Consider the following 16969-nt stretch of genomic DNA (forward strand, 5'->3'; position numbering starts at 1 on the left):
CGGGTGCGCGCCGGGGACTTGACCTTACGATGCCGGCATGGTGACCCGTAGGGACGACGGCTATGAGATCTCGACCGACTCCGACCGTCTCGATATCGGTCTTGTCCACCACTGGCTCTCCACCGACGCCTACTGGGCGCTGGGGCGCGATCGGGAGACCGTGGAGCGGTCGATCGACGGTTCGCTGAACTTCGGCGTCTACGCGCCGGACGGCGGCCAGGTCGGCTACGCGCGGGTGGTCACCGACCTGGCGACGTTCGCCTGGCTCTGCGACGTCTATGTGAGCCGGGACCACCGCGGCCTCGGCCTGGGCACCTGGCTGGCCGGCGCGGTGCGCGACCGGTTGGCCCCGCACCGCCTGAAGCGGGTGCTGCTCTTCACCGCCGACGCCCACGACCTCTACGCCCGGGTCGGCTTCGGCCCGCTCGACGGCCCGCCGGACCGGGTGATGGCGCTGAGCCTTGACGTGCCGGAGAACGGCTGAGACGCCGCCCGTTCCGACGCGACGAACCCCCGTGGCCGGCGCTCCGTCGCGTCGGCCACGGGGGGCGGTGCTCAGATGCCGCAGTTGGGAGCGGACCAGCGGCGGGTGGCCTGGCCCGAGATGTGGGCGTGGTCGTTGTGGCCCGGGAAGCCCGGTCCCAGGATGTGGTTGAAGCCGTGGTAGCGCGCCTGCTTCACGATCTGGCAGAAGGTCGGCGTGCCCACCAGGTCGATCGCCCGACCGGTGAGGTGGTTGCTGCCGGCGGCCCCACCGGCCGCGTTGTTGCACGCGGTGGAACGGAAGCCGCTGCTGGTGACGAGGGGCCGGTCGCCGAGGGCGTGTCGCAGCGCCTCCAGCTTCCACATGGCCCGCAGCGCGTTCTGTTTGGCCGTCGCGGCGCTCACCGAGCCGCCCGACCAGGTGCTGTTGCAGCGGTTCATCTCGGCATAGGTGAAGTGCGCCGGGGTGCAGTCGTTGTCCTGCAGCGCGTAGATCTTGCTGTATGTCTGGTTGCCGGCGACGCCGTCGGCCGACAGGCCGTACGCCTGCTGGAAGCGCTTGACGGCGGCGGCGGTGGCCGGTCCGAACTTGCCGTCGATCGCCAACTCGGCGCCATAGCCCGGGTATCCGGCGACCCGGATCTGGAGCTGGGTGACATCGGCACCGCTGTGGCCCTGCTTGAGGGTGCGGTTCCAGGTGTAACACCCGTCGGCCTGGGCGGTGGTGGCGGTTGCCACGGTGCCGACCACTGCGAGTGAGCCGAGCATGACAAACGCGAGCAATGCGCGTAGAAGCCGTTTCAAGTGACACCTCCGTGAGGGGAAAGAGGGGGTGTGACGAGAGTGCATGAGCGCGTCAACGCGCGTCAACTACTAGTGGCGTGCAGGTAGTTGACAACCTCGGGCCGGCCGAACGGCGTCCGGGGGACTCCGGGGGAACGACGGGGCGACGGCCGGCCACCGGGAAAAGCGGCGTCCCGTGGGCCCCACCTGCGCGAACGTGCCCGGACGACTAGAGCGGGCCCTGGCAGCCCTGGGCCAGGCTGATGCCCAGGACCACCAGCAGGGTCACGGTGACAAAGACGAACACCCGCTGCCGCAGCAGCCGGCGGTCGGCCACCCGGCGCGCGGTGGAGGGGACCGGGCGCCGGCGCGCGGGAGGTGGTGCCGGGCGCTTCGCGCGCGGCCGCTCGGGCGCGGCGCGCTCCGGGACGGTGACGCGCTGCCGGCGCGCGGGCTGCGGCACGCCCCTGGCCTCGCGGGCGGCGATCTCCTTGAGCCGGAGCGACAGCTGCGTGGTGCTCGGCCTGGTCTCCGGCGACTTCGACAGGCAGGACCGCAGCAGGGGGGCCAACGCCGAGGGAACACCGACCAGTTGGGGCTCCTCGTGCACCACCCGGTAGAGCATGACCTCCGAACTGCCCTGCCCGAAGGGGGAGTCGCCCAGCGCCGCGTACGCCAGGGTGGCGCCCAGCGAGAAGACGTCGCTGGCGGGGGTGACACCCTGCCCGCGCACCTGCTCGGGGGCGAGGAACCCGGGCGAGCCGACCGCCGTGCCCACATGGGTGAGCGTGCTGGCCCCCGTCGACCAGGCGATGCCGAAGTCGATGATGCGGGGCCCCTTGGGCGACAGCAGGATGTTGGACGGCTTGAGATCGCGGTGCACGACGCCCGCCTCGTGGACCGCGACCAGGCCCTCGGCCAGCGCGGCGCCGATGGCCGCCGTCTCGGCCGCCGAGAGCGGGCCGTGCTCCGCCACCTTGTCGTGCAGCGAGGGCCCGGGAACGTACTGGGTGGCGAACCACGGCCGACTGGCGTCGAGATCCGCGGCGACCAGCCGGGCCGTGCACCCGCCCCTGATCCGCCGCGCCGCCGACACCTCACGGGCGAAGCGGGAGCGGAACTCCTGGTCCTCGGAGAGATCCGGGCGGATGACCTTCAACGCGACCCGCTGGCCGCGCCGGTCCGATCCGAGATAGACGACGCCCATCCCTCCCGCGCCCAGCCGACGGTGCAGTCGGAAGGCTCCGACGACTCGCGGGTCCTCGCGCCGGAGCCGCATCATCGCCATGTCCACCTCGCTGCCCGGGGCTTGTGATGGCCACAGCTTACGGACTGGACCCCGCGAGGAGCGAAAGGCCGCGCGCGTACCGTCGTCACGTTCCGCGACCAAGATCGTGACGTTCCGCGCTTCCCTGGGGGCAAACCCTCGGCTTGGCGGGCACCTTGTCCACCCTGAGGAGTAGCCGGGAAGGCTCGCCGTCCTCCTCGGGGAGGCTTGAGGTCGGTACGCCGGGGTGACGTGGCCAGGGGGGTGCGTTGCCTAGGGTTGTTCTACAGCGGCGGGCGCAGAAGCCGTCCCCCGAGGTCACCCGTCCGCCGCTGCCAACAGACGGACAGGAGTGCGGAGATGACACGCATGGCGGCAGAGCGGGCAACCACCCGCCCGACGGATCGGCGTCACCCTCTGGTGGCCGCCGCGATGGTGGTGCCGCTGGCGTTCGCTCTGGCTTTTATGACGGGCGGCATCGATGCCGTCGTCACACAGGCGTCGTCCGTGGCCGGCACGCTGGGGCGCTGAGAGGCGCTCCGGGCCCGGGAGAGCGGCCCGGGTCGGGGACACCGGCACACCAACCCCGTGGGGACGGGGAAGCGGACGGCATATGTGCCCGGGCGGCTGGGGAGCCGCCCGGGCATCGTCGTGCTTGTCCCGGGAAGCCTCCGGGACAAAGATCCTCCGGGCAAAGAAGGAGGGCCGAGGAGTGATCTCCTCGGCCCCGAAGCCCTACTACGGGCCTACCGCTGGTGCGCGATACTGGGATTGAACCAGTGACCTCTTCCGTGTCAGGGAAGCGCTCTCCCGCTGAGCTAATCGCGCGGGTGGGTCCTCGCGGACCCAGTGGACGATACTGGGATTGAACCAGTGACCTCTTCCGTGTCAGGGAAGCGCTCTCCCGCTGAGCTAATCGTCCGAGGTGGAGACGGGATTTGAACCCGTGTAGACGGCTTTGCAGGCCGTTGCCTCGCCTCTCGGCCACTCCACCGGATGAGGGCATGGCCCTCTTCGAGCGGACGACGAGATTCGAACTCGCGACCTCCACCTTGGCAAGGTGATGCTCTACCAACTGAGCTACGTCCGCAGTTGTCCTCGGGCCCTTTGTCGTGGCCCGGCGACGTCATGAACTCTAGCGGATTCAACGGCCAGCTCAAACTCACCTTCCGCTGAGCACCCCTCTAGACTCGCACAGGTGCACGAACAACCTGCGCTTGCCCGATTCGGTGGGCTGGTGGCCACCGACCTGATCGATGTCACCGACGACCCCGAGGCCCTTGACTCCCGGGGGTGGTGGGCGGTCGCCGCCGACTTCGACGGCCGGCTGGTCTGCGCCAGGTTCGCCACCCTGCGGCCGGCCCCGCGTCCGGCCGGCCCCGAGCCGGCCTGGCACGGCCCCGCCCCCGACGGCTGGACCAGTTCCCTGGACCGGGCCGGCTATCTGGCCGGCGTCGAGGAGATCCGCCGCCGCATCGCGGCCGGCGACGTCTACCAGGTCAACCTCTGCCGGGTGTTGTCCGCCCCGCTGCCGGACCCGGCCGCCGACATCGACGCGTTGCGCGCCCGGCTCGCCAGCCGGCACCCGGCGCGCTACGCCGGCTCGATCCGGCTCCCCGCGCACGACACCGAGATCGCCACCGCCTCACCGGAGTTGTTCCTGCGCCGGGTCGGCGGCACGGTCGAGTCCGGGCCCATCAAGGGCACCGCCCGCACCCCCGAGGCGCTGCTGCCCAAGGACCGGGCCGAGAACGTGATGATCGTCGACCTGGTCCGCAACGACCTCGGCGCGGTCTGCGTCCCGGGCTCCGTCACCGTTCCCGAGCTGTGCGTCGTCGAGAGCTATCCGGGCCTGGTCCACCTGGTCTCCACCGTCAGCGGCGAACTCGCCGCCGACGCCGGCTGGCCCGAACTGCTCACCCACGCCTTCCCGCCCGGGTCGGTCACCGGCGCCCCCAAGTCCAGCGCGCTGGCCGTCATCGACGAGCTGGAGCCGGCGCCCCGCGGCCCCTACTGCGGCGCGATCGGCTGGGTGGACGCCGACCGGCGGGTGGGGGAGTTGGCCGTCGGCATCCGCACCTTCTGGATCGACCGGACCGGCGGCCGCCCCCGGCTCCGCTTCGGCGCGGGCGCCGGCATCACCTGGGACTCGCGACCCGAGGGCGAGTGGGCCGAGACGGTACTGAAGGCCGAACGGCTCCTTGGGGTAGCGTCCGCTGGGGAACAGCACAGCACCAAGAGAAGGAGCCGAGATGGCGCTGATCTGGCTGGACGGTGAGTTGCGCGACGCCGACAGCGCGCGGGTCTCCGTCTTCGACCACGGACTCACCGTGGGCGACGGGGTGTTCGAGACGCTCAAGACCGAAAGGGGCCGCCCCTTCGCGTTGAGCCGCCACCTCGACCGGCTGGCCGTCTCCGCCGCCGGCCTCGGACTTCCCGAGCCCGACCGGGACGAGGTGCGCCGCGCCGCGCGGGCGGTGCTCGACGCCGTCCCGCTGGAACGCGGCCGGCTGCGCGTCACCTACACCGGCGGGCAGGCGCCGCTCGGCTCGGACCGGGGCGAGGGCAAGCCCACGCTGGTGGTGGCCCACGGCGAGGCCAAGGCCCCGCCGGCCAGCACCTCGGTGATCACCGTCCCCTGGACCCGCAACGAACGCGGCGCCCTCGCGGGACTGAAGAGCACCTCCTACGCGGAGAACGTCATCGCGCTGGCCAGGGCCCGTCAACAGGCCGCCTCGGAAGCCCTGTTCGGGAACAACGCCGGGCAGCTGTGCGAGGGCACCGGGACCAATGTCTTCGTGGTGCTGGACGGCCAGCTGCACACCCCGCCGCTCTCCGCCGGCTGCCTCGCCGGCATCACCCGGGCCCTGGTGGTGGAGTGGTCGGGCGCAAAGGAGACCGAGCTGCCGATGGACTGCCTGGGATGGGCCGACGAGGTCTTCCTCACATCGAGCACCAGGGACGTGCAGGCGGTGCGCCGCGTCGACGACCGCGAACTTCCGGAAGCCCCCGGCCCGGTGACCGCCGAGGCGCTTCGCGTCTTCCGGGCCAACGCCGCCGCCGACATCGACCCGTGACGGGTGACGCCACCGTCCGGTGCCGGGTGCCAAGCGCACCGCGCCGGGCGGGGAAAACGCCGCGCGGCTGGGTAGGGATCCGCCGATGACCACCACGTTGCGCCCCACGGGACCCGAGGAGCGCGCCGAGGACGGGGGCCGTCGCCGATCGTTCGCGATCGCCGACAACGGCCGCCCGGTCGGCGCGCTCACGCTGGCCACGGACAGCCGCTTCGCCCACCGGGCGGGGCGGTTGCTCGACCTCACGGTCGAGCCGGCCGAACGTCGACGCGGCCGGGGCACGGTCGCCGTGCTCGCCGCCGAGGAGGTGCTGCGCGGCTGGGGCTGCGGCCAGGCCGACGCCACCGTCGACGCCGGCGCCGAGGATGTGCTGCGGCTCGCCACCGCGCTCGGCTACCAGCCCAGCGGCCGCCTCCTGACCAGGGAGTTGACGAAGCGGCCCGCCCCGCTGCCGGCCGGCAGCTCCGCCCGCCCCATGACCGAGGCCGAGTTCGACGGCTGGCTGGCGGAGGAGCGCGCCGGCTACGCCCGGTCCTGGGTGGCGCGCGGGGTGCCGGAGCAGTGGGCGGCCTTCCGGGCCGACACCGATGTGACCGCCGCGCTCGCCGACGGCCTGGACAGCGCCGGCGCGGTGCTCCGCGTCCTGGAACACGACGGCACCCCGGTGGGCAGCTGCTGGCTGGATCTCGGCCGCACCCCCGAGGAGGTCAAACGGGGGCCGATGCTGCTCGGCGTGCGGGTCGCGGAGGAACACCGGGGGCACGGCCACGGCCGCACCCTGCTGGGCGTCGCCGAACGCCTCGCCGTCGAGAGCGGCACCGGCCGGCTCACCCTGCATGTCTTCGCCGGCAATGTGCCCGCCTCCCGGCTCTATGCCTCCCTCGGCTACCGCCCGGTCCGGCTGCACCTCACCAAACCCCTGAAGTGACGGGCGCCCCCGCCCGGCGGACCATCCGGCGTTCGCCAGTCCATGGGAGCCCCCGCCCGCCCCCGGCGGGCGCAACTCCGCCCCCGCCCGCTCGGCGTAGGGCCCCGCTCGGGCCCGCAGCGGGCCCGTCCGGCGGGGGAGGATTTCGCCCGCCACCCGCCCGGTGGGGGATGCCGCTCGCGCCTGCCCGGCGTAGGGCCCCGCTCAGGCCCGCCGCGCGAGCAGCCGTTCGACGATCTCGGCGATCCGCTCGCGCAGCCCGGCCTGGCTCCGGCCGCCGTCCAGCCGCTCGCCGTCGATCAGATAGGTGGGTGTGCCGGTGACACCCAGCGCCTTGCCCTCGGCGTGGTCGGCGTCCACCGCCAGCAGATGACGCCCGTCGATCAGCGCCGTCTCCACCTCGTCCGCGTCCAGCCCGGTCTCGCGGGCCACCGCGAGCAGCTCCGCCTCGCCCCGCCTGGTCACCGCCCCGGTCCTGGCCAGCACCGCCGTCCAGTAGGCGTCGCCCCGCCCCTGCGCGTACGCCTCCTCGGCGGCCTGCGCGGCGGCCAGCGCGTGCTGGTGGCCCGGCAGCGGGAAGTGCCGGCGCCTGATCTCCAGCGCGGGGCCGAAACGTTCGGCCAGGGCCCGCAGATCGTCCTCCGCCCGGTGACAGTCGGGACACTGGAGGTCGCACCACACGTCCAGCACGGCGGCAGGGGTCGTCTCGTTCATGGCCGACAGTCTTCCATCCGGTTCGTGGGGGTCGACCCCGAGATCTCCCTGATCCCGGCGTCCGACGCTGGCCTCAGCGGCGCGGGCGCGGCACCATGGACAGATGTTGACTGGCATCGCATGTACCTTGCTGTCCGCTGCCGGCCTGGGCATCTCGCTGCTGGTGGCCAAGCGCCGCCGGTATGCCGCCGCGATGCGGCTGGCCGCGGTTTCGCTGGTGCCGGTGGGCCTGGCGATGACCGGCATCCTGCGTCTGATCATCAATATGACGTTCAACCCGGTGGCCTGGGCGGGCGTGGGGGTGCTGGGCTTCGCCCTCCTGCTCTTCCTCTCGGCCCGGCTGGCCGACCGGGGCGGCCGTGACGAGCCGGCGGCCGAGCCCTCCACCCCGGCCGTCACCGCCAAGGGCGCGAGCAAGCCGGCCCTGCCGGCAGCGGGCCGCAAGGGCACCAAAGCCGCCGGCGGCGCGGGTGCGGCGGACGACTTCTCCGATATCGAGGCCATCCTGAAGAAGCACGGCATCTAGAGCCGCGCCAGAGACAGGCCCTAGCACAGGCCGGGGCGCCCGTGTGGGCAAAACGGGGAATTGCCGCGCGAAGGAGACCTGTTGATCGCGCGGGCGGCGCCCGCTGCGTCATGATCACCGCGTCATGGCCCATATCACCGGGGAGCACGCTCCCGAATCCGTCGCCCCGCCCACCCCCGAACCCCAGGCCGAGGTGGGCGCGGAGCACCCCGCGGGGGACACCGAGCCGAGGGGCTGCCTCTTCGCCGTCTCCCAGCCGCCGCTGATGCTCTTCCTCGCCTTCATCGGCGCGCTGCTGCTGATCGCGGGGGTGCATGACCAGTTCTGGCTCTGAGAGCGCGCCCCGGCGGCACACCACGGCGCCGTCGCGAGGGAATCGCGACGGCGCCGTGGTGTGTGGGGGTCAGCGCCGGTCCCGCACCGTCGCCCCGAGTCAGACGGTGGGAGGGACCGGCGGGTCGTCAGCTCTCGGCGAGAATGTGCGAGAGTTCCGTATCGAGGTCGAAATGTCGATGCTCGGTACCCGGGGGCACGGCGGCATCGGTCCGCTTGAGGAATGATTCCAGGGCTCGGGCCGGGGCCTCCAGCAGCGCCTCCCCCTCCGGGGAACTGAGGGCGATGCAGACGACTCCCTGACCATGGCTGCGGGAGGGCCAGACCCGGACATCTCCCGTTCCCGTAGGGCGGTGAAGCCCTTCGGCCAACAGGTCACGGGCAAAAACCCACTCGACGGTTTCTTCGGCTCCGGTGTGAAATGTGGCGTGTACGGCGTAGGGGTCCGCCGTGTCATACCGCAGCCCCGCGGGTACAGGTAGTGAGGACTCGCTCGATACGACGAGGCGCAGGTGCAGCTCGCAGCTGACCGTGGTGTTCATAAGCGCCAGGGCCTTTCGCTCAGTGTGCGCTCGGGGATTCGCACGTCGGCCAAATCGAGATGCCACATACCCGTCGGTTGTAAACCAGTCTGCCCGCATTGCTCCCTTTAACGTCATTCCAATGGTGGAGCTCTGATAGGGCCCGGAGTGAAGAGGAAGGGTATGTCCCACCCCTGGTGGACCCGTTACCAATTCGGGGGTGTCTGGCGTGTCGCGGCGCCGTCCGCCGAGATCTTCGCGGTGCTCGACGAACCGGAGGGCTATCCGCACTGGTGGCCCCAGATCCGCGCGGTGCGACGCACCGGTGTCGACCACGGCCTGGTCACCATCCGCTCGGTGCTGCCGTTCGAACTGCGGGTGGGGGTGCGCAGGGGGCGGTGCGATCCGGCGACGGGGCGGCTTGAGGTGCTGCTGTCCGGCGATCTGGAGGGCGCGCTGCGCTGGTCGCTCTTCCCCGACGGCCGCCGCACGCTCGTCGTCCACGCCCAGGACTGTGTGCTGACGGCGGCGGTGCCGCTGAGGTTCGGCCCGCCCGCCAGGCCGGTGCTGCGGGCCAACCACGCCGCGATGACCCGGTCGGGGGAGCGTGGCCTGCGGGCCTGTCTGGAAGGGGATTTGGACGTCGGCTGACCTGCCCTGTATGGTTCTTCACGTGCCGCAGAGCACAACACCGGGCGATTAGCTCAGTGGGAGAGCGCTTCGTTCACACCGAAGAGGTCACTGGTTCGAACCCAGTATCGCCCACCCCGGGAAGGCCGGTTCGTCGTTCAGGCGGGCCGGTCTTTCGCTGTGTCGGGCCACGATGCCGGGTGCGCGACGCCCCCGGTGCGCTCGGTACGATGCGGCGGTGCGCAGCGCTCGCTGCCCTTCCCCCGGCAAGAGTCAGGAGAGACCGGTGTCAGACGTCCGTGTGATCATCCAACGCGATTCCGAGCGGGAAGAGCGCGTGGTGACGACGGGCACGACGGCCGCCGCGCTCTTCGAGGGCGAGCGTTCCGTGGTGGCCGCCAGGATCGGTGGCGAACTCCGCGATCTCACGCACCCGCTGGCCGACGGGGACGAGGTCGAGCCGGTCGAGCTGACCTCGCCCGACGGCCTCGACATCCTGCGGCACTCCACCGCCCATGTGCTCGCCCAGGCCGTCCAGGAGCTGTACCCGGAGGCCAAGCTGGGCATCGGCCCGCCGATCAAGGACGGCTTCTACTACGACTTCGATGTGCCGGCGCCCTTCCACCCGGAGGACCTGGGCCGCATCGAGAAGCAGATGCAGCGCATCCAGAAGCAGGGGCAGCGCTTTGTCCGCCGGGTGGTCGGCGACGACGAGGCCAGGGCTGAACTGGCGGCCGAGCCTTACAAGTTGGAGCTGATCGGGCTGAAGGGCGCGGCCGCCGAGTCGGCCGAGGGCGCGGACGCCGAGGTGGGCGCCGGCGAGTTGACCATCTATGACAACGTGGACGCCAAGAGCGGCGAGCTGTGTTGGAAGGACCTCTGCCGCGGGCCTCACCTGCCGAACACCCGGCTGATTCCGGCGTTCAAGCTGATGCGTTCGGCCGCCGCCTACTGGCGCGGGAGCGAGCGCAATCCGCAGCTCCAGCGGATCTATGGCACCGCCTGGCCGACCAAGGACGAACTCAAGGCCCATCTGGCTTTTCTCGCCGAGGCCGAGAAGCGGGACCACCGTAAACTCGGCGCCGAACTCGACCTGTTCTCCATTCCGGAGGAGCTGGGCTCGGGGCTGGCCGTGTTCCATCCGAAGGGCGGCACGGTCCGCCGGGTGATGGAGGACTATTCGCGACGCCGTCACGAGGCCGCGGGGTACGAATTCGTCAACACCCCGCACATCAGCAAGCGAAAGCTGTTCGAGACCTCGGGGCATCTGCCGAACTATGCGGAGTCCATGTTCCCGCCCATGGAATTCGAGGGGCAGGACTATTACCTCAAGGCCATGAACTGCCCGATGCACAACCTGATTTTCCGGGCGCGTGGCCGGTCGTATCGCGAATTGCCGCTGCGGCTGTTCGAGTTCGGCACGGTCTACCGCTACGAGAAGTCGGGCGTGGTGCACGGGCTCACCAGGGCCCGGGGGTTCACCCAGGACGACTCGCATATCTACTGCACCAAGGAGCAGATGCCGGACGAGCTGGACGGCCTGCTCACCTTTGTGCTCAACCTGCTGCGGGACTACGGCCTCGACGAGTTCTATCTGGAGCTGTCGACGCGGGGCGATTCGGACAAGTTCATCGGCGAGCCGGAGGAGTGGGCCGAGGCGACCGACGCGCTGCGTGAGGCGGCGGGCAAGCAGGGCCTGGAGCTGGTGATGGACCCGGGCGGCGCCGCCTACTACGGGCCCAAGATCTCGGTGCAGGCCAGGGACGCCATCGGCAGGACCTGGCAGATGTCCACCATCCAGGTGGACTTCCAACAGCCCAAGCGCTTCGATCTGGAGTACACGGCGGCCGACGGCAGCCGGCAGACCCCGGTGATGCTGCACCGGGCGCTCTTCGGCTCCATCGAGCGGTTCTTCGCCGTGCTGCTGGAGCACTACGCGGGCGTCTTCCCGCCGTGGCTGGCCCCCGTCCAGGCGGTGGGCATCCCGATCGGCGACGGGCACATCCCCTATCTCCAGGAGTTCGCCGCCGAGGCCAGGGCGGCCGGGCTGCGGATGGAGGTGGACGCCTCGTCGGACCGGATGCAGAAGAAGATCCGCAACGCGCAGAAGTCCAAGGTCCCCTTCATGATCATCGCGGGTGACGACGATATCGCCGCCGGCGCCGTCAGCTTCCGCTACCGCGACGGCAGCCAGCGCAACGGCGTTCCGCGTGCCGAGGCGCTGCGGGAGATCGCCGAAGCGGTGGAGACCAGGGCCCAGGTCTGAGGCCACCCTGGGCGCGGGTTCCGGGGGCCGCCCCGGGGCCCGCGACCGGCGTCCGACGCCATATGCTGACCGGCATGAGCAGCGAGCCGGAGCAGCAGATCGGGGTGGGGACACCGGACGCGTTCCAACGCCTGTGGACGCCTCACCGGATGGCCTATATCCAGGGCGAGGGGAAACCCACCGGGCCCGGGGCCGAGGACGGGTGTCCGTTCTGTGCGATCCCCGGCAAGAGCGACGAGGACGGCCTGGTCATCACCCGGGGGGAGACCGTCTACGCGGTGCTCAACCTCTACCCCTACAACGGTGGCCATCTGCTGGTGGTGCCCTACCGTCATGTCGCCGACTACACGGAGCTGACCGACGCGGAGACCGCCGAGTTGGCCGTGTTCACCAAGCGGGCCATGACCGCCATCCGCGCGGCCTCGGGGGCGCACGGCTTCAACATCGGGATGAACCAGGGCTCGGCGGCCGGCGCCGGGATCGCGCCCCATCTGCACCAGCACGTGGTGCCGCGCTGGGGCGGCGACGCCAACTTCATGCCGGTGGTGGGCCACACCAAGGTGTTGCCCCAACTCCTCGCCGACACCCGGCGGATGCTCGCCGACGCCTGGCCGAGCTGACGACGCTCCCGATGCCCCGGGCCGTGGCCCGGGGCACGGCCGTCACATGTTGTAGTCGTCGGCGTGCTTGGGGCCCGGATCCTGGATCTGGCCGCTGAGCGCCTGCGACCTGGCGTCGAACGGCGTTATGTCCACGCCGTTCTCCCGCAGCACCCGGAACGCGGCGGCATGCGCCACGCGCAGCACCGGCGTCGCGGTGCGCAGCACGTCGTCCACCATGAAGCGGTTCTTCCACGGCGTGGTGGCCCAGGTGTGCCGCAGCCCGAAGGGCTCCGGCAGGCCGAGCGAGCCGCCGTACTTGTCCAGCGTCTTGGGGAACCAGGTGAGCGGGGCGCGCGCGGCCAGCCGCACCACCTCGCTGGGCTTCACCGCCGGCAGCTCCACCTCGTGGGTCTTCCAGAACTTGGGGAAGTCCCTGACCTTTTTCTTGTCGGGGCTGGGGCCCTTGGCGAAGAAGCCGTCCAACGGGCCCAGCGCGTAGCCGGAGACCTCGATCCGCAGCGTGTGGTGCAGGACCGTCACCGAGATCATCATGGTGACGATCAACTCGCCGTCCCACAGCACGAACTGGACGCCCAGATAGTGCCGGTCCCCGGCGTTGAACTGCGATTCGTTACAGATCCGCTGGACCTCGATATTGCTGAAGCTGTAGCCGTCCGCCGTCGGCCCGTCGGGGCGGGACACCTCGCCGGCGCCCTCGCCCACATGCCGCACCACCCAGTGGACTATGGAGGGCGGGGTGAAGCCGCCGGTGTGCAACGGGCCGCGCTCCAGCATCCGCAGCTGGTCGCCGATGGCCCTGGCCACGTCCCAGCTGCGGAACGGGTCGATCTCCCGCCCCGGGTCGCGCGGGTGCAGATCCTCGGCGAGCTGCCAGCTGCCCCAGCGCACGCCCATGCCGAGTATGCCCTTGGTGCCGGCGTAGTAGGTGAGGTTGCTCGACTGCTCGGCGGCCAGCTTGGCGAGCCCGATGCGCAGCCGCTCGGCCTCCGCGTCGTTGGGGTTCTGCGGGACGGCCTCGGGCACGGCGGCGCCGGACTTGCCGCCGCCGGCCAGATCGCCCCAGTGCGCCCTGAGGTTCTGCGCGGTGCGCTCGCTGACCTGCCGGGCCAGGAACCAGCCCAGGATCGGCGCCGGCAGCATCGCCCAGAGATAGATCTGGAGCACGCCGTCCACCGGGGCGCGCAGCACCGCCAGCACGGCGAGACCGCCGATGCCGAACAGGAGCAGCGTGCCCAGCGCGCCGGCGCGTTTGTCCTGGGAGCCGGCGAAGGTGCGGCGCAGCTGGAAGAGCCCGAGATAGAGCGCCACCCCGGGCAGGAAGAGCAGCCCGAAGACCACCATGATCAACGTCAGCCGGCTGTCCCGCTGCCGTCTGATGCGCTTGGCCGCCAGCGCGTGCTCGACCACCACCTGCGGCTCGGCGCCGAAGGACTGGATCAGCGGCTTGCGCCCGTCGGAGAGCATCCTGGTCTCGATGGCGCGGGTGAACGCCTCGCCCAGGTTGGGCTCCAGCAGGGAGAACTTGCCCTTGTTGACACTGGCCCCGTCGTTGGGCTCCTTGATGTCGGCCGGGTCGCCCTCCCGGTAGGCCACGGACGCGATCCGCTGGCTGAGCCCGGTGCGCCCGCTGTTGGCGCCGGACAGCGGCACCTGGGCGCCGGGGGCGAAGTCGAACTCCACACCGGCCGCGTTCCGTAGGTCGTCAAGCGCCGTCATGACCGCCCCCACTCCCTGAGCCGTACCGGAAGAAGCGCCATCGATGAACCGCTTCGACGCGCACGAAGAACCGTCCTCACACGAGATCCGCCGACAGGCCCGTTCCCGCCCCGGGCGGGCGCGACACCTGCCGTGGCCAGCCTATCGGCGTCGGGCACAACGGCGCTGCCGGATAGGCCAGTTCCCGCCGCCGGGGCGGGGTGGGCGGGGGAGGCCGCCGGGCGTGACTACGATGGGCCCTCCGGTGGCCGCCGTCCCGCGTGGCCCGATGCGAACCCCCTGGGAAGGACATGCTCAACAAGTACGCGCGTGCATTCTTCACGCGTGTCCTCACCCCGTTCGCCGCCATGCTGCTTCGGCTGCGGGTGAGCCCGGACGCGGTGACCCTCGTCGGAACCGCCGGAGTCATGGCGGGAGCGCTGGCCTTCTTCCCCAGGGGCGAGTTCTTCTGGGGCACCGTCGTCATCACCCTGTTCGTCTTCTCCGATCTGGTGGACGGGAACATGGCCCGCCAGCTCGGGGTGTCCAGTCGCTGGGGCGCTTTCCTGGACTCCACCCTGGACCGGGTCGCGGACGCGGCGATCTTCGCCGGGATCGCGCTCTGGTACGCCGGCGGCGGCGACCATCTGGTGCTCTGCGCCGTCACGCTGTTCTGCCTGGCCAGCGGCCAGGTGGTGTCGTACACCAAGGCCAGGGGCGAGAGCATCGGCCTGCCGGTCCGGGTCAACGGGCTGGTGGAACGGGCCGAACGGCTGGTGATCACGCTGGTCTGCGCGGGCTTCGCCGGCTGGGAGCGCACGTTCGGCGTGCCGCATATCGACCTGCTGCTGCCGATCGCCCTGTGGGTGGTTGCCGTCGGCAGCCTGATCACGCTGGTCCAGCGGATGGTCACGGTGCGCCGCGAGTCGGCCGAGGCCGACGCCGCCGACGCCGCAGCCGCTGCCGACGCCGCTGCCGACCGGGACGGCGTCGCCGATGCGCCCGAGCCGGCGGAGGGGAAGAGCGAGCGCGGATGAGGGAGCGTCTCGCCGACCTCGGCTACCAGCTCGGCTGGAGCGCGGTCAAGCGCCTGCCCGAGCCGGCCGCCGTGGCCCTGGGCCGGCGCGCCGCCGACTCCGCCTGGCGGCGTCGCGGCCCACGGGTGCGGCAGCTGGAGGCCAACCTGGCCCGGGTGCGGCCCGACGCCGACGAGGCCGAGCTGCGCGCGCTCTCCCGGGCCGGGATGCGCAGCTATCTCCGCTACTGGGTGGAGTCCTTCCGGCTCCCGGTCTGGAGCGCGGCACGGATCGGCGGCGCGCTGCGCCTTGAGGACCAGCACCATCTCACCGACGCCATCGACGCGGGCAGGGGCGTGGTGCTGGCCCTGCCGCACCTGGCCAACTGGGATCTGGCCGGCAGCTGGCTGGTCACCGAGCTGCGCACCCCGTTCACCACGGTCGCCGAACGGCTCAAGCCCGAGCGGCTGTTCGACCGTTTTATCGCCTACCGCGAGGGCCTGGGCATGGAGGTGGTGGCGCACGATGGCGGGGTCGCCTTCGGCAAGCTCGCCCGGCGGCTGCGCGCCGGCGGCGTGGTGGCCCTGGTCGCCGACCGCGATCTGTCCGCCTCCGGGGTGCCCGTCACCTTCTTCGGCGAGACGGCCACCATGCCGGCGGGACCCGCCCTGCTCGCCCAGCAGACCGGCGCCGCGCTGCTGCCGGTGTCCCTCTGGTACGACGAGACCCCGGTGATGAAGGGGCGGGTGATGGCGCCGCTGCCGGTGCCGGAGGACGGCACCCGCGCCGAGCGCACCGCCGCGCTGACCCAGGCCCTGGCCGACCGGTTCGCCGACGCCATCGCCGCACACCCCCAGGACTGGCACATGCTGCAACGGCTGTGGACGGCCGATCTGGACCCGAGGCCGGCGCCCCGGCCGGCCGACCGAGCCGAGGAGCGCGGGGCATGAGGATCGGCATCGTCTGCCCCTACTCCTGGGACGTCCCCGGCGGGGTGCAGTTCCATGTGCGCGACCTGGCCGAGCACCTGATCGAACGGGGCCACCATGTCTCGGTGCTCGCCCCGGCCGACGAGGACACCCCGCTGCCGCCCTATGTGGTCTCCGCCGGCCGCGCCGTCTCGGTGCCCTACAACGGTTCGGTCGCGCGGGTGAACCTCGGCCTGATGTCGGTCTCCAAGGTCCGCCGCTGGGTCCACGACGGCGACTTCGACGTGCTGCACATCCACGAGCCGGTGGTGCCCTCGCTCGGGCTGCTCACCTGCTGGGCCGCGCGCGGGCCCATCGTCGCCACCTTCCACACCTCCAACCCGCGCTCCCGCGCCATGGTCGCGGCCTATCCGATCCTCCAGCCGGCGCTGGAGAAGATCAGCGCCAGGATCGCGGTCAGCGAGTACGCCCGGCGCACGCTGGTCGAGCATCTGGGCGGCGACGCGGTCGTCATCCCCAACGGGGTGGACGTGGGCTTCTTCGCCGACGCCGAGCCCCGAGCCGAGTGGCAGGGCGACACCATCGGCTTCATCGGCCGCATCGACGAGCCGCGCAAGGGCCTGCCGGTGCTGATGCGGGCGCTGCCCACCATCCTGGCCGCCCGCCCCACCACCCGGCTGCTGGTCGCCGGGCGGGGCGACGAGAAGGAGGCGGTCGCCACGCTGCCCGCCGAGCTGCGGGAGCGGGTGACGTTCCTCGGCATGATCACCGACGAGGAGAAGGCCGGCCTGCTGCGCAGCGTCGACCTCTATGTGGCGCCCAACACCGGCGGCGAGAGCTTCGGCATCATCCTGGTCGAGGCGCTGTCCGCGGGGGCGCCCGTGCTGGCCAGCGATCTCGACGCGTTCGCCCAGGTGCTGGACGGCGGCACGGCGGGCGAGCTGTTCGTCAACGAGGACGCGGACGCGCTGGCCGCCGCCGCGCTGCGGCTGCTCGGCGCCCCGGAACGCCTGGCCGAGCTGCGGGAACGCGGCAGCCGGCATGTGCGGCGCTTCGACTGGTCGACGGTCGGCGCCGATGTGCTGGCGGTCTACGAGACGGTCACCGCCGGGCGCGGTGCGGTCGCCCCCGACGACCGCGTCGGGCTGCTGGGCCGCCTGGGCTTCGCCAGGGACTGA

At 71.6% G+C, this 16969-nt stretch carries 18 protein-coding genes and 5 tRNA genes; 14 read left to right on the forward strand and 9 right to left on the reverse strand.

Annotated features, from left to right (window positions below):
* The first annotated feature begins 37 nt into the window (after positions 1-37).
* Positions 38-484 (forward strand): GNAT family N-acetyltransferase, encoded by a 447-nt coding sequence (locus AOM46_RS25305; protein WP_062215484.1) that lies wholly within the window; start codon positions 38-40, stop codon positions 482-484.
* A 71-nt stretch (positions 485-555) separates the two neighbouring features.
* Here the strand turns inward: AOM46_RS25305 and AOM46_RS25310 are convergent, their stop codons facing one another.
* Together AOM46_RS25310 and AOM46_RS25315 are read right to left on the reverse strand one after the other, a co-directional pair.
* Complete coding sequence (locus tag AOM46_RS25310; protein ID WP_067226612.1) at positions 556-1251, reverse strand: D-Ala-D-Ala carboxypeptidase family metallohydrolase; 696 nt, start codon at positions 1249-1251, stop codon at positions 556-558.
* Between the two features lie 244 nt (positions 1252-1495).
* Entirely contained in the window at positions 1496-2554 is a 1059-nt protein-coding gene (locus tag AOM46_RS25315) for a serine/threonine-protein kinase (protein ID WP_062215489.1), read from the reverse strand.
* A gap of 339 nt (positions 2555-2893) precedes the next feature.
* Here AOM46_RS25315 and AOM46_RS34800 point away from each other — a divergent pair, with 339 nt between their 5' ends.
* On the forward strand, positions 2894-3064 hold the full coding sequence (locus AOM46_RS34800) for a hypothetical protein (protein WP_199824073.1): 171 nt from the start codon (positions 2894-2896) through the stop codon (positions 3062-3064).
* 222 nt (positions 3065-3286) lie between these two features.
* Here AOM46_RS34800 and AOM46_RS25320 read toward each other — a convergent pair.
* The 4 genes from AOM46_RS25320 to AOM46_RS25335 all read right to left on the reverse strand — a co-directional run bounded on the left by AOM46_RS25320 (position 3287) and on the right by AOM46_RS25335 (position 3623).
* Positions 3287-3361 (reverse strand) — tRNA-Val (locus tag AOM46_RS25320).
* Positions 3362-3383: 22 nt separating this feature from the next.
* Positions 3384-3455 (reverse strand) — tRNA-Val (locus AOM46_RS25325).
* 1 nt (position 3456) lies between these two features.
* Positions 3457-3527, reverse strand: a tRNA-Cys gene (locus AOM46_RS25330).
* A 23-nt stretch (positions 3528-3550) separates the two neighbouring features.
* A tRNA-Gly gene (locus AOM46_RS25335) sits at positions 3551-3623 on the reverse strand.
* Positions 3624-3731: 108 nt separating this feature from the next.
* Between AOM46_RS25335 and AOM46_RS25340 the strand changes: the two genes are divergently transcribed.
* From AOM46_RS25340 to AOM46_RS25350, 3 genes are all read left to right on the forward strand, one after another.
* The gene (locus AOM46_RS25340) at positions 3732-4811 is read left to right on the forward strand and encodes a chorismate-binding protein (protein WP_062215492.1); all 1080 of its coding nucleotides are present in this window, start codon (positions 3732-3734) and stop codon (positions 4809-4811) included.
* Positions 4786-5610 carry an aminotransferase class IV gene (locus AOM46_RS25345; protein ID WP_062216248.1) on the forward strand — a complete coding sequence of 275 codons (825 nt, stop codon included), beginning with the start codon at positions 4786-4788 and terminating at the stop codon, positions 5608-5610. Before AOM46_RS25340 ends, AOM46_RS25345 begins: the two co-directional genes overlap by 26 nt.
* 85 nt (positions 5611-5695) lie before the next feature.
* Positions 5696-6538: a GNAT family N-acetyltransferase gene (locus tag AOM46_RS25350; protein ID WP_062215494.1), complete on the forward strand. Its 843-nt coding sequence runs from the start codon at positions 5696-5698 to the stop codon at positions 6536-6538.
* 204 nt (positions 6539-6742) lie between these two features.
* Here the strand turns inward: AOM46_RS25350 and AOM46_RS25355 are convergent, their stop codons facing one another.
* Positions 6743-7252: a DsbA family protein gene (locus AOM46_RS25355; protein WP_062215497.1), complete on the reverse strand. Its 510-nt coding sequence runs from the start codon at positions 7250-7252 to the stop codon at positions 6743-6745.
* Positions 7253-7355: 103 nt separating this feature from the next.
* Between AOM46_RS25355 and AOM46_RS25360 the strand changes: the two genes are divergently transcribed.
* Together AOM46_RS25360 and AOM46_RS25365 are read left to right on the forward strand one after the other, a co-directional pair.
* Positions 7356-7778: a hypothetical protein gene (locus AOM46_RS25360; RefSeq protein ID WP_062215499.1), complete on the forward strand. Its 423-nt coding sequence runs from the start codon at positions 7356-7358 to the stop codon at positions 7776-7778.
* 124 nt (positions 7779-7902) lie between these two features.
* Positions 7903-8112, forward strand: a complete 210-nt coding sequence (locus AOM46_RS25365) for a hypothetical protein (protein ID WP_062215501.1) — start codon at positions 7903-7905, stop codon at positions 8110-8112.
* Between the two features lie 127 nt (positions 8113-8239).
* On the opposite strand, the gene AOM46_RS25370 is transcribed toward AOM46_RS25365, so the two are convergent.
* Entirely contained in the window at positions 8240-8653 is a 414-nt protein-coding gene (locus tag AOM46_RS25370; RefSeq protein ID WP_003959770.1) for an SsgA family sporulation/cell division regulator, read from the reverse strand.
* Positions 8654-8815: 162 nt separating this feature from the next.
* Here AOM46_RS25370 and AOM46_RS25375 point away from each other — a divergent pair, with 162 nt between their 5' ends.
* The 4 genes from AOM46_RS25375 (at position 8816) to AOM46_RS25390 (ending at position 12148) form a co-directional block, all read left to right on the forward strand.
* Positions 8816-9283, forward strand: coding sequence for a hypothetical protein (locus AOM46_RS25375; RefSeq protein ID WP_062215503.1), 468 nt, complete (start codon positions 8816-8818; stop codon positions 9281-9283).
* Positions 9284-9325: 42 nt separating this feature from the next.
* Positions 9326-9397, forward strand: a tRNA-Val gene (locus tag AOM46_RS25380).
* Between the two features lie 151 nt (positions 9398-9548).
* The gene (thrS, locus tag AOM46_RS25385; protein WP_062215505.1) at positions 9549-11528 is read left to right on the forward strand and encodes a threonine--tRNA ligase; all 1980 of its coding nucleotides are present in this window, start codon (positions 9549-9551) and stop codon (positions 11526-11528) included.
* 62 nt (positions 11529-11590) lie between these two features.
* A complete protein-coding gene (locus AOM46_RS25390) occupies positions 11591-12148 on the forward strand; it encodes an HIT domain-containing protein (protein ID WP_062215507.1) in 558 nt (185 codons plus the stop codon).
* Between the two features lie 42 nt (positions 12149-12190).
* Here AOM46_RS25390 and AOM46_RS25395 read toward each other — a convergent pair whose 3' ends face one another.
* Positions 12191-13867 (reverse strand): Yip1 family protein, encoded by a 1677-nt coding sequence (locus AOM46_RS25395; RefSeq protein WP_062215509.1) that lies wholly within the window; start codon positions 13865-13867, stop codon positions 12191-12193.
* 290 nt (positions 13868-14157) lie between these two features.
* On the opposite strand from AOM46_RS25395, the gene pgsA reads away from it, so the two are divergent.
* From pgsA to AOM46_RS25410, 3 genes are read left to right on the forward strand one after another with little or no spacing between them, the layout of a single operon-like run.
* A complete protein-coding gene (gene pgsA / locus AOM46_RS25400) occupies positions 14158-14883 on the forward strand; it encodes a phosphatidylinositol phosphate synthase (RefSeq protein ID WP_062215512.1) in 726 nt (241 codons plus the stop codon).
* Complete coding sequence (locus AOM46_RS25405) at positions 14880-15812, forward strand: phosphatidylinositol mannoside acyltransferase (protein ID WP_062215514.1); 933 nt, start codon at positions 14880-14882, stop codon at positions 15810-15812. Before pgsA ends, AOM46_RS25405 begins: the two co-directional genes overlap by 4 nt.
* Complete coding sequence (locus AOM46_RS25410; RefSeq protein ID WP_062215516.1) at positions 15809-16969, forward strand: glycosyltransferase family 4 protein; 1161 nt, start codon at positions 15809-15811, stop codon at positions 16967-16969. The genes AOM46_RS25405 and AOM46_RS25410 overlap by 4 nt, the downstream gene beginning before the upstream one ends.

Source organism: Streptomyces sp. NBRC 109706 (assembly GCF_000974485.1).
Lineage (GTDB): Bacteria > Actinomycetota > Actinomycetes > Streptomycetales > Streptomycetaceae > Streptomyces.

Excerpts from the sequence above, each read along its gene's own strand:
- AOM46_RS34800 (WP_199824073.1), top strand. The coding sequence starts at position 2,894 with ATGACACGCATGGCGGCAGAGCGGGCAACCACCCGCCCGACGGATCGG.
- AOM46_RS25315 (WP_062215489.1), bottom strand. The coding sequence starts at position 2,554 with ATGGCGATGATGCGGCTCCGGCGCGAGGACCCGCGAGTCGTCGGAGCC.
- AOM46_RS25395 (WP_062215509.1), bottom strand. The coding sequence starts at position 13,867 with ATGACGGCGCTTGACGACCTACGGAACGCGGCCGGTGTGGAGTTCGAC.
- AOM46_RS25350 (WP_062215494.1), top strand. The coding sequence starts at position 5,696 with ATGACCACCACGTTGCGCCCCACGGGACCCGAGGAGCGCGCCGAGGAC.
- AOM46_RS25310 (WP_067226612.1), bottom strand. The coding sequence starts at position 1,251 with ATGCTCGGCTCACTCGCAGTGGTCGGCACCGTGGCAACCGCCACCACC.
- AOM46_RS25305 (WP_062215484.1), top strand. The coding sequence starts at position 38 with ATGGTGACCCGTAGGGACGACGGCTATGAGATCTCGACCGACTCCGAC.
- AOM46_RS25390 (WP_062215507.1), top strand. The coding sequence starts at position 11,591 with ATGCTGACCGGCATGAGCAGCGAGCCGGAGCAGCAGATCGGGGTGGGG.
- AOM46_RS25375 (WP_062215503.1), top strand. The coding sequence starts at position 8,816 with ATGTCCCACCCCTGGTGGACCCGTTACCAATTCGGGGGTGTCTGGCGT.
- AOM46_RS25410 (WP_062215516.1), top strand. The coding sequence starts at position 15,809 with ATGAGGATCGGCATCGTCTGCCCCTACTCCTGGGACGTCCCCGGCGGG.
- AOM46_RS25355 (WP_062215497.1), bottom strand. The coding sequence starts at position 7,252 with ATGAACGAGACGACCCCTGCCGCCGTGCTGGACGTGTGGTGCGACCTC.
- AOM46_RS25405 (WP_062215514.1), top strand. The coding sequence starts at position 14,880 with ATGAGGGAGCGTCTCGCCGACCTCGGCTACCAGCTCGGCTGGAGCGCG.
- pgsA (WP_062215512.1), top strand. The coding sequence starts at position 14,158 with ATGCTCAACAAGTACGCGCGTGCATTCTTCACGCGTGTCCTCACCCCG.
- AOM46_RS25365 (WP_062215501.1), top strand. The coding sequence starts at position 7,903 with ATGGCCCATATCACCGGGGAGCACGCTCCCGAATCCGTCGCCCCGCCC.
- AOM46_RS25360 (WP_062215499.1), top strand. The coding sequence starts at position 7,356 with ATGTTGACTGGCATCGCATGTACCTTGCTGTCCGCTGCCGGCCTGGGC.
- AOM46_RS25345 (WP_062216248.1), top strand. The coding sequence starts at position 4,786 with ATGGCGCTGATCTGGCTGGACGGTGAGTTGCGCGACGCCGACAGCGCG.
- AOM46_RS25370 (WP_003959770.1), bottom strand. The coding sequence starts at position 8,653 with ATGAACACCACGGTCAGCTGCGAGCTGCACCTGCGCCTCGTCGTATCG.